Annotated in this window: 11 protein-coding genes; 8 read left to right on the forward strand and 3 right to left on the reverse strand. The window is 38.6% G+C overall.

All coding sequences use genetic code 11. The annotated features are described in order from the left end of the window. Window positions 1-5: 5 nt before the first annotated feature. Genes H4J54_RS01530 through H4J54_RS01555 form a run of 6 tightly spaced genes read left to right on the forward strand, consistent with a single transcriptional unit; the run spans window position 6 to window position 6,346 of the window. Window positions 6-845: a DUF547 domain-containing protein gene (locus tag H4J54_RS01530; RefSeq protein ID WP_182189060.1), complete on the forward strand. Its 840-nt coding sequence runs from the start codon at window positions 6-8 to the stop codon at window positions 843-845. 13 nt (window positions 846-858) lie between these two features. Next, window positions 859-2,382: an ABC transporter substrate-binding protein gene (locus H4J54_RS01535; protein WP_259367105.1), complete on the forward strand. Its 1,524-nt coding sequence runs from the start codon at window positions 859-861 to the stop codon at window positions 2,380-2,382. Window positions 2,383-2,385: 3 nt separating this feature from the next. Further along, window positions 2,386-4,197: an ABC transporter permease gene (locus H4J54_RS01540; RefSeq protein WP_182189061.1), complete on the forward strand. Its 1,812-nt coding sequence runs from the start codon at window positions 2,386-2,388 to the stop codon at window positions 4,195-4,197. Next, entirely contained in the window at window positions 4,194-4,856 is a 663-nt protein-coding gene (locus H4J54_RS01545; RefSeq protein WP_182189062.1) for an ATP-binding cassette domain-containing protein, read from the forward strand. The genes H4J54_RS01540 and H4J54_RS01545 overlap by 4 nt, the downstream gene beginning before the upstream one ends. An 11-nt stretch (window positions 4,857-4,867) precedes the next feature. Next, entirely contained in the window at window positions 4,868-5,545 is a 678-nt protein-coding gene (locus H4J54_RS01550) for a CDP-alcohol phosphatidyltransferase family protein (RefSeq protein WP_182189063.1), read from the forward strand. Continuing rightward, window positions 5,546-6,346: a sterol desaturase family protein gene (locus H4J54_RS01555; RefSeq protein ID WP_182189064.1), complete on the forward strand. Its 801-nt coding sequence runs from the start codon at window positions 5,546-5,548 to the stop codon at window positions 6,344-6,346. A 361-nt stretch (window positions 6,347-6,707) separates the two neighbouring features. Here the strand turns inward: H4J54_RS01555 and bktB are convergent, their stop codons facing one another. After that, window positions 6,708-7,892, reverse strand: a complete 1,185-nt coding sequence (gene bktB / locus H4J54_RS01560; protein ID WP_182189065.1) for a beta-ketothiolase BktB — start codon at window positions 7,890-7,892, stop codon at window positions 6,708-6,710. Between the two features lie 388 nt (window positions 7,893-8,280). Further along, window positions 8,281-9,003 carry an acetoacetyl-CoA reductase gene (gene phbB, locus H4J54_RS01565; RefSeq protein ID WP_182135974.1) on the reverse strand — a complete coding sequence of 241 codons (723 nt, stop codon included), beginning with the start codon at window positions 9,001-9,003 and terminating at the stop codon, window positions 8,281-8,283. Window positions 9,004-9,494: 491 nt separating this feature from the next. Between phbB and H4J54_RS01570 the strand changes: the two genes are divergently transcribed. Further along, window positions 9,495-10,271 (forward strand): 3-hydroxybutyrate dehydrogenase, encoded by a 777-nt coding sequence (locus H4J54_RS01570; RefSeq protein ID WP_182189066.1) that lies wholly within the window; start codon window positions 9,495-9,497, stop codon window positions 10,269-10,271. 305 nt (window positions 10,272-10,576) lie between these two features. On the opposite strand, the gene H4J54_RS01575 is transcribed toward H4J54_RS01570, so the two are convergent. Continuing rightward, window positions 10,577-11,794, reverse strand: coding sequence for a polyhydroxyalkanoate depolymerase (locus tag H4J54_RS01575; protein WP_182189067.1), 1,218 nt, complete (start codon window positions 11,792-11,794; stop codon window positions 10,577-10,579). 232 nt (window positions 11,795-12,026) lie between these two features. On the opposite strand from H4J54_RS01575, the gene H4J54_RS01580 reads away from it, so the two are divergent. Further along, window positions 12,027-13,790, forward strand: coding sequence for an alpha/beta hydrolase (locus H4J54_RS01580; RefSeq protein ID WP_182189068.1), 1,764 nt, complete (start codon window positions 12,027-12,029; stop codon window positions 13,788-13,790). Window positions 13,791-13,945: the final 155 nt, after the last annotated feature.

The following is a 13,945-nucleotide window of genomic DNA, read 5'->3' on the forward strand; positions in this document are numbered from 1 at the left end:
TACCCATGGCTAGATTAAAAAAAGTCTTATCAAAAGTAAATGCTAAATACTGGCAACTAGCGGTATGGCTTTTTTTAGGTGTGGTTTATAGCTCGACTAGTGTCGCGCAAGACGCATTACATCAACCGTGGCAAGCGTTATTAAGCCAACATGTTACGCCGATCAATAATGGCCATTCAAGCCAAGTGGATTATGCTGGCATGAAAAAAGATCAGGTAAAATTAAGCGCCTATTTAACCACCTTGGCTGCTATTGATAAGCAAGCATTTGAGCAATGGCCTGCCCCTAAGCAATTAGCGTTTTTAATTAATGCCTATAATGCTTGGACGGTAGAACTTATTTTAACCGTTTATCCTGATCTGGAGTCGATTAAAGACCTTGGTAGCTTTTTTAGTTCACCGTGGAGTAAGCAATTTATTCCTCTGCTTGGTGAAACGCGCAGCTTAGACAATATTGAACATGAGTTAATTCGTGGTGATAATAAATATGCTGATCCGCGTATTCACTTTGCGGTAAATTGTGCCAGTATTGGCTGCCCTGCTTTGCGCGAAGAAGCCTATAGCGCTGACAAACTAGAGCAACAATTAACTGAGCAAACGATACGTTTTTTAACTGATAAGAGCCGTAATCGTTTTACTGAAGATGCAATGGAGCTTTCCGCTATTTTCAAATGGTATGGCGATGACTTCATACAAGGCTTTCGTGGCAGTCATTCTCTATCTGCTTTCGTATTGCTCTACCGTGAAGCATTGAATTTAACGCCAGCCCAACAAGCAGGTTTAAAGTCAGAAGATATGGCAACTAATTTCTTAAATTATGATTGGGCACTCAATGCCGCTAGGTAAATCGAAGTGTTTTTTGAATGGTGAAAGGGGTCGTTTCTCGACTCTTTTTGGCACTCACTTTCCGCATCAAGCCGTCATGTCGTTATCGTATCAACAAGCCAATGACTTTATGACACCCGTATCAAAAACCTCAAGGGTTAAGCCAGCTGTTTGGTTACCTAGGTTAATATTTTTAGCTGGGTTCACCCTGCTGTTTGCCATGCTATTTACTACAAGCTCATTAAGTTATGCCAACACTGCCTTTGCAGCGGCGCCTGAAACAGGCTCTATAACAAGTACTGAAACAATTACTGAAACAAGCTCAGTCGCTAAAGTGAACAGCGTATTAATATCAAACAACTCACCGATAAAAATAAAGTGGAGTACGGGAGAAACATTAGGAAAAAAACCCTCAGTTTATTTTCATGCTTGGGGCGGCGATCCGCAAATTAATAGCTATATTCAATGGCTTGCTAAGCGAGTAAAGCAACAATATAACATTGACTTACAGCATGTAAAACTAACCGACACCAGCGAAGCTGTTAGTCGTGTTTTAGCAGAAAAGTCAGCAAATAATCATCAGCAAGGGCAAGTTGATTTAGTCTGGATCAATGGCGAAAATTTTGCATCAATGGCAAAGTATCAGCTCTTAGCGCAAGGTTGGGTTTCACAATTACCTAATTTTTGGCTAACGAACCCCAAAGATAATGAGGCAATGACCCGTGATTTTGGCTTGCCAACGCAAGGTATGGAAGCACCTTGGGGACAAGCTTCGCTAACCTTTTATTACACACCTTCAACTAATATCAATAAGCCAATAAACACATATCAAGATAGTATTCGCCATGCGCCAAAAAACATTAGCCAGTTATTAACTTGGGCTGAGCAAAACCCTGGTCGTTTTACTTACCCAAAACCGCCTGATTTTTTATCATTGAGCTTTTTAAAATATGCCTTAATCACACTTAATCAGCATCAGCCAGGGCAAGTAAAGTCAGGTCTATATCAAGCAGTAACAACACAAAGCCAAGCAACATTGCTACCGGTTTTATGGACATTTTTAGATAAACTGCATCCGTATTTGTGGCATCAAGGGCGATATTTTGTTGCCAGTGGCACAGCATTACAAAGACTGGTTGGTGACGGCGAGATAAACTTAGGCTTTACCTTCTCTGCTGCGCAAGTACCGGCAGCGGTTGAACGCTATAACTTACCCAAAAATACCCGTAGCTTCGTCATGCAAGATGGTAGTTTAAGTAATATTCATTTTATCGCTATTCCTTATAATGCCGCGAATAGTGATGCCGCAAAAGTGGTAGCCAACTTTATGCTCAGTGTTGAGGCTCAGGCTAAAAAACAACAAGCTAAAATATGGGGCGACAGCACGGTTCTCGATGTGTCGCAACTAAGTCAGCAAGAGCAATTATTGTTTAGTATTGAGCAACAGCACCCAAGCGCATTACCTGCTAGCAGTAAAATCACAGCATTAAGTGAGCCCCATCCCAGTTGGTCAATATTATTAACCCGTGAATGGTTAAAACGTTATGGAGCGCAATAACAAATGAGCCATAACCTAACGAGCAATTCCTTAAACAAGCGTCCTCTAAAAGATGAGACCAAGCTGCTCGACACACTTTTTAGTGCCGTGGTAAAATTCAGCCCTAAATTATTAATAGCGATATTAATTTTACCTGTGCTGGGTGGTTTATTAGGTGTGCTTTTACCGGCCTTTGGTTGGTTACCGGCTTTAGACAGAACTCAGTTTGGCTTACAAGGCTTTGAGCAACTCATACAAACACCCGGCATAGCTCAAATGATCGGCTTGAGTTTTTTCAGCAGTATTGTCAGTGGTTTATTGGCTTTTATTATGACTCTTTTACTGTTAGCCAATTATTTTGATAGCCCGTGGTTAGCCCGTATTCAACGTTTGTTAGGGCCTATTTTAGTGATACCCCATGCCGCGGCCGCAATAGCTATTGCCTTTTTAATCACACCTTCAGGCATGATTGCTCGCCTACTGTCACCCTGGTTAACCGGTTGGCAAAGTCCGACAGATTGGTTACTGCCCCATGACCCTTACGGTATTAGCATTATCATGGGTTTAACGCTCAAAGAGCTGCCTTTTTTATTATTAATGACCTTGAGCGCTATTACCCAACCCGAGCTTAATATCAAATTACGGGCGCAATATCGTATTGCGCTTAGCTTAGGCTATTATCCGATAACGGCGTTTTTCAAGGCCGTGCTACCTAACATTTATCCGTTAATGCGTTTGCCCATGTTAGCCATACTCGCATACGCCAGCGCCAGTGTAGAAATGCCTTTAATATTGGGGCCAAATACACCACCGACATTAGCTGTGGCCATTATGAACTGGTTTCATGATGTCGATTTAAGCCTACGAATAAAAGCGTCCGCTGGAGCAATATTACAATTGTTCATTACGCTTTCGGTGTTATTCACTTGGTGGCTATTAGAAAAAACAACCCAAACTATAAGCAGTAAAAGCTTAAGTAACGGTCAGCGCACATACGGTGATGTTTTCTGGTCTAAAATCATCAATATTTTCACCCTGTTGTTAATCGGTTTTATTGTTTTGGCGTTGCTTGGTATGGTGTTTTGGTCATTTGCCGGCTACTGGCAGTTTCCGTTAGCACTGCCTGAACAATGGGTAATAATGCATTGGCAATCGGCTTTGCTACAAGTACAAACACCGATAATAAACTCACTCTCCATTGGCTTGGTAGCGACTAGTATTGCCCTCATTTTAACCTTGCTGACCTTAGAGTTTGAAAAACAAAACGGGGCCCAGCTCTCACGTTTTAGTAGTGTGATTATTTATTTGCCGTTAATGATCCCCAGCATTGCTTTTTTATTTGGCTTAGTCTGGCTACAAGAAGCGGTTCATAGCAAAGCAACCTTTATCAATGTTGCCTTGGCACATTTACTGTTTGTTTTACCTTATGTATTTTTATCTTTAGCCTCCAGTTATCGCCTGCTTGACTCGCGTTATGCACAAGTAGCAGCAAGCTTAGGTGCATCGCCGATTAAAATATTTTTACAGCTGAGTTTGCCACAATTATTAATGCCTATAATGATGGCCAGCGCATTAGGACTTGCCATTAGTTTTAGCCAATATTTACCAACGTTATTAGTTGGTGGTGGACGGCTTAATACCGTGACCACCGAAGCGGTAAGCTTAGCCAACGGCGCTAGTCGCCGCACAAGTGCGGTTTATGCGCTAATACAGATGCTTTTACCCACCATCGCTTTTTCGCTAATTTGGCTGATATCGATGCGAAAAAACAGACAAAAGGCTCAAGTAAAGCACAATAACAAAACAGCAAGTTATATCACTAAGGTTAACCGATGAGCAGTTCTTTTGAGATAAACAGTTTACAGATAAAAAACTTAACCATAATGCACCAGCAAACACCGTTACTAGCACTTAACGAAACGATAAAAGGTGGTGACGTACTGACCATAATGGGACCTTCAGGCAGTGGTAAATCAACCTTATTAAATTGGCTAACCGGTATGTTACCCAAAGAATTCCAAGCCGATGGTCAGCTTTATCTCAACGGCGCTAATATTACCAAAGTCGCCAGTTATCAGCGTAATATCGGATTATTGTTTCAAGACGCTTTGTTATTTTCGCATTTATCTGTTGCCGGTAACATTGCTTTTGCGATGCCTAAAGGCGATAGAAAAACACGCGCAATAAAAATTAGTCAGGCACTGTCTGATGTGGGTTTAGCCGGATTAGAAAATCGCCAACCTGAGAGTTTATCTGGTGGACAGCAAGCACGCGTGGCCTTGTTACGGGTATTATTGAGTCAACCTAAAGCCATATTATTGGATGAGCCATTTAGTAAATTAGATAGTCAGTTACGCCAAGAGACTCGACAGTTAGTCTTTGAACAAATTAGACAACACCAATTACCTGTTATTATGGTGACACATGATGAGTCAGACGCCATAGCGGCTAATGGCAAAGTGCTGCACTTGAAAACACCACCACAAGACATTTAAGAAGTAGACTTATGCTAGATAAATATATTACGCCTTTGATAAAGCCTTTGTTACAGCCTGTGGTTAGTTTGTTAGATAAACGCCAAGTAACCGCAGATCAACTGACCCTAGTTGGTTTTATAATAGGTTTGTTAGCCGTGCCTTTTTTAGCCTTAAACTTATGGAATTTAGCTTTAGTAGCCATTGTACTAAACCGGCTATTTGATGGTTTAGATGGCGCGCTAGCACGGCACCAAAACAACAGCACCAGCGCAGGTGGTTTTTTAGATATTTGCCTCGACTTTTTATTCTATGCCGCGATACCCCTAGGTTTTGCATTGGCTAACCCCGAGCAAAATTCTTTAGCCGCCGCAGTATTGTTAGCGGTATTTATGGGTACTGGAGCGAGTTTTTTAGCTTTTGCTATTCCGGCCGAAAAACTCAACTTGGACAAACCACAATTTGCTTACAAAAGTTTTTATTATTTAAATGGCTTAACCGAAGGCACCGAGACCATTCTTATTTTTGTCGCATTTTGTTTATGGCCACAATATTTTGCTGAACTTGCCTATGGCTTTGCTTCATTAGCGGCAATAACAATTGTTACACGGGTTTATGGCGGCTATCATACGTTGAAAGAACACACCTTAAAAAAGCCAACTAATACGGCGAAAAATAATGCTAAAGATAAGTTAACCGAGGGGCAATAAATGTCAGATACCAGTTTACGATTAAGTATTTTCTTTGCCATTTTTATCACTATGTTAGTGCTAGAAAGCTGCTTTCCTGCACGTAAAAGCAAACTGACTAAAGGTGTTCGCTGGTTAGGTAACTTTTCTTTGTTAATTTTATCGTCAGTCGTTGCTAGGCTATTAGTACCTATTGGTGTTACTGGTATTGCTTTGTATAGCTCAGCACAAGGTATTGGCCTATTCAATGTCATTAACTTACCAAATTGGCTGAGTATCGCTTTGAGTTTATTATTATTGGATTTAATGATTTATTGGCAACATCGACTTTTTCATCTTGTGCCCATACTATGGCGTGTTCATAAAGTTCATCATGCCGACAGTCATACCGATGCCAGTACGGGCTTGCGCTTTCATCCCATTGAAATAGTGTTAAGTATATTACTGAAAGGCTTAGCGGTTATTGTACTTGGCGTACCTGCACTTGCGGTGATTATTTTTGAAGTAGCGCTTAATGGCTTTTCGCTATTCAATCATGCCAATATTCGATTACCCCCTTGGTTAGAGAGACCGTTGCGAACCATACTTATTACTCAAGAATTACACCGTATTCATCATAGCCAAGTAGTAGAAGAAACTAATAGCAATTATGGGTTTAGTGTTAGTTGGTGGGATAGAATATTTGCTAGTTATAAGTCACAGGCACAAAAAAGTGATGAGAATTTAGCTATAGGTCTTAAAAGTTTTCCCGCCAATAAAAAAAATGCCAGCTTATTTACCTTATTAAAAATGCCTTTTAATAAGGTAAATAAACCTAAATAAACTCAACAATGTAATTGGGTCAACTAAATTCAGACAACCTAATTAAGCGACTTTTTTCAATTTCATCATTTCGCTTTCATCATGATTTGGGCTTTTGTAACCCAAATCATGATGAAAGCGGCAACTGTTTTAGAACATCACTATCTAATTCACTATCTAATTCAATATGTATTGCTGTGCTTCAACGCGTGTTTGGTCATTTTTCCATTGCATTGGTTCTTGTTTCAAGTGACCAAAAAAACTAATGTGGCTGGAAATAAACCACGGTCTCTAAACCGTCACGCTATACAATAAGCGCTTTACATAAAAATGGGGCAACACTATGTTGCCCCATTAATACGATTAAACGATCAGTTTACATTTATAAACGTTCAAATATAACGGCAATACCTTGTCCGCCACCAATGCACATAGTAACAAGTGCATACTTGCCACCTACACGATGTAACTCGTGAATGGCTTTAGTGGCAATGACTGCTCCTGAAGCACCAATAGGGTGACCTAAAGCAATTGCGCCACCATTTGGATTGGTTTTTAGTGGGTCTAAATCTAGTCCTTTAGCAACGGTTAACGCTTGTGCTGCAAAGGCTTCGTTGGATTCAATAATATCCATATCATTAATAGACAAGCCGGCTTTAGCCAATGCCGCTTTAGAAGCTGGAATAGGACCTTCACCCATAACATCGTTAGGAACACCGGCAACCGCATAAGACACCATGCGTGCAATTGGCGATAAATTATTATGGCTTGCATAGTTTTCACTCGCTAGCGTTAAAAAGGATGCAGCATCGTTTATACCTGAGGCGTTACCTGCGGTTACGCTACCATCTTTTTTAAATGCTGGACGCATTCCGGCTAAAAACTCTGTCGTTGTGCCTGCTTTTATATGCTCATCAGTTTCAAAGAAAGTGCTGCCGCGGCGACTCTTAAGCTCTATTGGCACAATCTGGCTTTTAAAATAACCCGCTTCTACGGCTTTAGCGGCACGAGCGTGTGACTCTGCAGCGTAAGCATCTTGTGCTTCACGACTTAAATGCCATTTAGTCGCTAGGTTTTCAGCAGTAATCCCCATGTGACCAACACCGAACGGGTCAGTTAATGTCGACACCATCATATCAATCATGGCACTGTCGCCCATACGCGCACCAGCACGCATAGCAGGTGACAAATATCCACCACGTGACATATTTTCAACACCACCGCCAATCGCCAACTGATGATCACCTAACATAATACCTTGGGCCGAACTCACAACTGCTTGCAAGCCAGAACTACATAAGCGATTAAGCGCCATTGCAGTAGAGTTTAAAGACATGCCGGCTTGAATAGAGGCTACTCGCGCAACATAAGGAAAGCGGGATTCAGTGGGTATAGTATTACCCACTATGACTGATTCATATTGCTCCGCGTCTACTCCTGATTTTTTGATACTTTCGGCTAATACTTGTCCTGCCAACTCAGCCGGCTCTATGTCTTTTAAACCTCCCGCAAAAGTACCAACAGCAGAACGCACGGCACTTAACACTACAACACTATTTACACTCATAATAATTTTTCCCAGCTGATTTAACGGATTCATATGTATATTGATTTCAGCACTCAATGTAAAACTCGAATAACGCTTTGCAAATAACAAGATATAAGTAAATGAAAAAGTCTAAAGAGTTAGACAAAAGTGTTATACATAGAAAATAAAAAGTAGATGATTGATTATCTACTTTAATAATATAAAAGTTATAACATAATATTTTCTATACCCTTTCCACTTCAAAATGCAGTTTTAGCGTTAAGCTAGGAAGTCAGATTAAGTTAGGATATAAAGATAATGGCTACACCCTTATCAAGTATTACACAGGTTTTTTTAGACTGTACCTGTATACCTAACCCTTCTCAACTTACTGAAATTTGCATCTTAAAGTTAAGCAGGTATATAACTAGTACATGTGCTGACCACCATTAATAGATAAGGTCGAGCCAGTAACAAAACCAGCTTCATCAGCCACTAAAAATAATACAGAACGTGCGATATCTTCTGGTTGACCTAATCGCCCTACCGGTATGGTTCTAACAATTTTTTCTAGAACATCAGCAGGAACTGCTCGAACCATATCCGTTTCAACATAACCTGGGGCAATCGCATTGACAGTAATGCCTTTTGCAGCGCCTTCTTGCGCTAATGCTTTGGTAAAACCATGGATACCAGATTTAGCGGCTGCATAATTCACTTGACCATATTGACCTGCCTGGCCATTAACTGATCCTATATTAACAATACGTCCAAATGAGCGCGCTCTCATACCTTCAATAACAGCGCGAGAAGTATTAAAACAAGAAGATAAATTGGTTTGAATAACTTTATTCCATTGCTCAAAATCCATTCTGTGCATGGTGCCATCCCTAGTAATACCAGCATTATTTACAAGAATGTCGATTGACCCGATTTCAGACTCTATATCATGAATACTTTTACTTACACTTTCAAAATCGCTGACGTCAAATTTAAACGACTTAATACCTGTTCGCTCGGTGAACTCTTGAGCTGCTTGATCATTACCAGCATAATTCGCGATAACAGTGTAACCATGTTCTTTCAGCATTATGCTAATAGACTCGCCTATCCCACGTGTTCCACCTGTTACTAATGCAATGCGTCCCATATTTGTACTCCTTGTTGTATTTTATAATGACTCTATAGAGGTTTATAATCCGTTTACTAACACTGCTTTTATTTTCAATATGAGTAATATACCAACACCTACCGCACAACTAGCATACTAAAGTTTGAAATAAATCGAGGTTAATTTCTTTATCTTAATTTCCTTATGTTAATTTTTTTAATGCTATATATTTTACACCTTCTATTATGTTAATTACTTGTTAAATAACTTTAGTCCGTGTTTGTGTTTAAAACAACTTTTTAGTGGTTCTTTATTGTTCTAAAACAACTTTTTACTGGCTATTCATTGCGCTAAAATAATTGATGTTATTTACTATAATATCTACACATTAACGTTTTGTGAATGTTGCTGTAAAAAAACGCAATTAGTTTAATTATCACTCACAAATGAAATAGTTTTGTTAACCTTATGGGAGTATCATTATATTCTGTTGTTATTTGACACAATAAATAAATAAAGGGAAGTAAAACATGACTCAAAAGAAAACAGCTTTGGTAACGGGTTCTGTCAGTGGTATTGGCTTAGGAATAGCAAAAAATTTAGCTAAGCAAGGTTATAAAATCCTTGTTAGCGATATTAATTTAGTTGTGGCACAAGAAGTTGCTCAAGGTATTAACCAGTCAGGAGGAGATGCCTTAGCGTTTAAGCTGGATGTGACGGTTCAAGCTGATATTGATAATGTTATTGCTCATGCAAATGAATTTAATAACCGTATCGATGTTTTAATCAATAATGCCGGTATTCAATATGTTGCTAAATTAGAAGATTTTCCAGCTGATAAATGGCAATTAATTACTAATGTATTATTAGTCGGGCCCGCAATGATGACCAAAGCGGTATTACCTTTGATGAGAGCTAATAATTTTGGTCGCATTATTAATATTGGCTCTTTACATGGTTTAGTCGCGTCTCCATACAAAAGTGCCTATGTTGCTGCCAAACACGGCATTATTGGTTTTTCTAAAGTGATTGCGTTAGAAACTGGTGATCAAGATATTACTATTAATACGATTTGTCCTGCCTATGTAAAAACGCCACTCGTTGAGAAACAAATTGCTGATACAGCAAAAGAACATGGCATTAGTGAAGAAGAAGTTGTTAACAATATTATGTTGGCCCCCATGCCAAAAAAAGTATTTATTGATATAGAAGAAATATGTGCTTCAGTGACTTATTTAGCCAGTGATCTAGCTAAAAATATGACAGGACAAACTATGGTATTAGATGGTGGTTGGGTAGCAAGATAGTCGAGTTACCTTAATCGGTTGCTCATATCCGTTACCATCAAAAATACAGGTTTTTAGTAGTGATTAACCTAATTTTAGTCAAGCATAGTAATTTTAAGCCCATTGAAACTGTATTTGCACCCTATCATTCTATTCTTGGGCTGACTTGTAACAGAATAACCTTTTTGACATTACAGCACCTTGAATTAGACTAGCTCAAGCGCTAAACATACAACTTAATGGCTATGGACGTACAAGTGATGAGAAAGTAGGTTTGATCAAACCTACTTTTGATTTAGTCAGTAAACTATTGCTCGATAAAACAGTTAGTTATATTTTTTAATAAATTTTGTGATACTAGGCGCGATTCTATTGCGAAAACCTGATCCACTGAACGTGCCAAAATGACCTACACCATCAAAAATTTCATGCAGTTTATCTTGCGCTGAAATATTAGCACATAAAGATTGTGCTGCTTCAGTTTGACCTAAAGAACAAATATCATCGTCTCGCCCTTCAATGGTGTGCAAAGGAGTATGAGTTATTGCCGACAAATCAACTAGTTCACCTCGGTAAGTCATTTTACCGTTGGCTAGGTCTTGATTAATAAAAACTCGGTCAATCGTTTCTAAATAGAACTCACCATTAAGATCTAATACCGCTAGGTATTCATCATAAAAATCACGGTGACGTGCTCTCTTTTCTTCTTTGCCATGAAAAACATGGCTAAGATAATCAGTATGTTTATTTATATGACTTTCTAGATTCATCGACAGAAAAGAAGCTAATTGAATAAAGCCAGGATATACTTTTCTTCCAGCGCCTGGAAAGCGATTAGGCACGGTCATAATAACGTTATTTTCAAACCAACTTAAATCTTTACTATTAGCATATCTATTAAGCTCGTTAGGATTAATACTAGTATCAATAGGACCCGCCATCAATGTAAGTGATTTAGGGGTGCAAGGATCATTCTCTTTAGCCATCACAGCTGTTGCTATTAACGCCTGAACCGTAGGTTGACAAACAGCTAATACGTGAGTGTTTTCACCGATCTCATGCATAAAATCAATTAGGTAACTTACATAATCATCAAAACCAAAACTTCCTTCAGATAAAGGTACATGTTTAGCATCTAGCCAATCAGTAATATAAACATCATGGTCTGCAACTAAACGCTCTATTGTGGCTTTTAATAAAGTGCCATGATGACCTGAAAGCGGCGCCACTAAAAATAGTTTGGGTTGCTTAACATTGGTATCTTGTGCGAAATGAATTAAATTACAAAAAGGTTTTCTTAGAATGACTTGCTCGGTAACACCAATAGATTTGCCATCAATTAAGATGTTTTTAACATCATAAGCTTGTTTGTCATAAATTTTAGTGTAGTGATAGGCACTATCAAGTCCCGCGCTGATGCTTTTTCCTAACAAGGTCTTTGCATAAGGGTTAAACGGGTGAGTTATTAATTGTTGACTCAAGGCGATAAAACCATTCATCATTTCGGCTGAGCGAGTATATAAATCGTAAGTTTGATACATCATATGTTGTTTATCCTGCGGTGCAGCATTTATATATAAAATGAGTGTACCTAGCAAATCTCTATTGGTCAATAATATTTTGCTGCACCGCATCAAAAATAAATAATATTCAAATATGTTTGTATCTTATTAATATTGTTTGTAACTTGTTTGTTGATAATTTGTTAAAAATACTTTTACTTTGTGTTTTTTAACGGCAGATAAATTGTAACCATTTAATTTAAAAGGATATATTATGGAATCAAGTCAACAGAAGGAAGTCATTGATTTTTTAGAGCAATACTCAGAGGTATTTAATAGTCTGGTCAAGCAAGTTTTACATGATCCTGATAAAAAAAGTTTAAATTCAATGATGGATTCAGAAAAATTATCTCAACTTTTATCTAAAGGGGTGAAAGTCGATACCGCCATGTTATTTAATAAACAAATGTCTTTTATGAATCAGCAAGCTGAGCTTTGGCAAAGTGCGACTAAAGCATTAATGGGTACAAAAGTTGAGCCTGTGGTGTCAGAGGAGCATAATGATCGAAGGTTTAAAGACAGCGAATGGTCTGAAAATCCTGTTTATAACTATTTAAAACAGTCTTATCTATTGAATTCTAACATGATGCATGAAATGGTTAATAGTTTGCATTTCGACGATGCCAAAGCCGAAGAGCAAGTTAAATTCTATACTCGACAATATATCAATTCTGTTTCTCCAACCAATAATGCATTAACCAATCCAGAAGTTTGTCGAGACATATTAGAGTCTAAAGGTGAGAACCTGATCAAGGGATTACAAAACTTTATCCAAGACTTACAACAAAGTCCTACCGATGCGCTTAAGATCACCCAAACAGACCCTGATGCGTTTACTTTAGGTGAAAACTTAGCTTATACCCCTGGTGATGTCATTTACCAAAATGACTTAATTCAACTTATTCAGTACAAAGCCAGCACTAAAAAAGTTAATGAAGTTCCACTATTGTTTATTCCACCTTGTGTTAATAAGTATTATGTCTTAGACATGGACGAGAAAAAATCACTGATAAAATGGGCAGTAAGTCAGGGGCATACGGTATTTATCATTTCATGGGTAAATCCAGACGCAAAACTTTCTCATAAAGGCTTTAATGACTATATGAAAGAAGGGCCAATTGCCGCACTCGATGTGATTGAAGAAGTCACAAAATCAAACAAAATCAATGTTGTTGGTTATTGCATTGGCGGCACATTATTAGCAACAACCCAGTCATACTTATTGGCAAAAGGTGATACTCGAATAAACTCGTTAACCTTTTTAACCACATTATTAGATTTTGAAGAACCGGGTGAAATAGGCGTTTATCTGTCTGAGGAAATATTACCTTTCTTGAAAAAAAATATTAAAGAGAAAGGCATCTTAGATGGCCGCGTGCTTGGTTTAGCGTTTAGCATGTTACGTGAAAACAGCCTGTTTTGGTCATATTTTGTCAATAACTACCTAAAGGGCAAAGACCCTGCGCCGTTCGATCTTTTATACTGGAACAGCGACTCTTCAAACTTACCAGCGGAAACCTTTGATTTTTATATAAAGCATACCTATCAAGAAAATAACTTGATAAAAGATGGTGCAGTTGAAATTGAGGGTGTGGCTATTGAACTCAGTAAAATTAAAACACCCAGTTATTTCTTAGCCACCATTGCCGATCACATTGTTTTGTGGCAAGCATCATACAAAGGAGCTAAAGTGCTTTCTGGACCTACAAGGTTTGTTTTAGCTGGCTCTGGTCACTTAGCCGGTGTGGTTAACTCTGTAGATCATAGCAAATATCCACATTGGGTTAATGATGAACTTTCTGACTCTGCAGAGCATTGGTTTGAAGGCGCGACCAAAAAAGAAGGCTCTTGGTGGACGGATTGGGAGAATTGGGTTGCTCCTCAATCAGGTCAGCAAGTAACCGCACGTAAACAAGGCTCTAAAAAACATGCAAGTATTGAAGCAGCGCCCGGCAGTTACGTTAAAAAGCGTAATTAGTATCGCGATAATCCCCCTCTTTTCAGCGTTATCTTGTTAATCTGATAGCTAAGCTGAAAGTTAAACTGAAAAGCGACCAGAAAGGTCGCTTTTTTTCTAGATAGTATATCTGTTATACTGAACACCAATAGTGCTTACACTAAATTTTTAGTAAC

It is taken from the genome of Colwellia sp. MB3u-8, assembly GCF_014076985.1.
Classification (GTDB): domain Bacteria; phylum Pseudomonadota; class Gammaproteobacteria; order Enterobacterales; family Alteromonadaceae; genus Cognaticolwellia.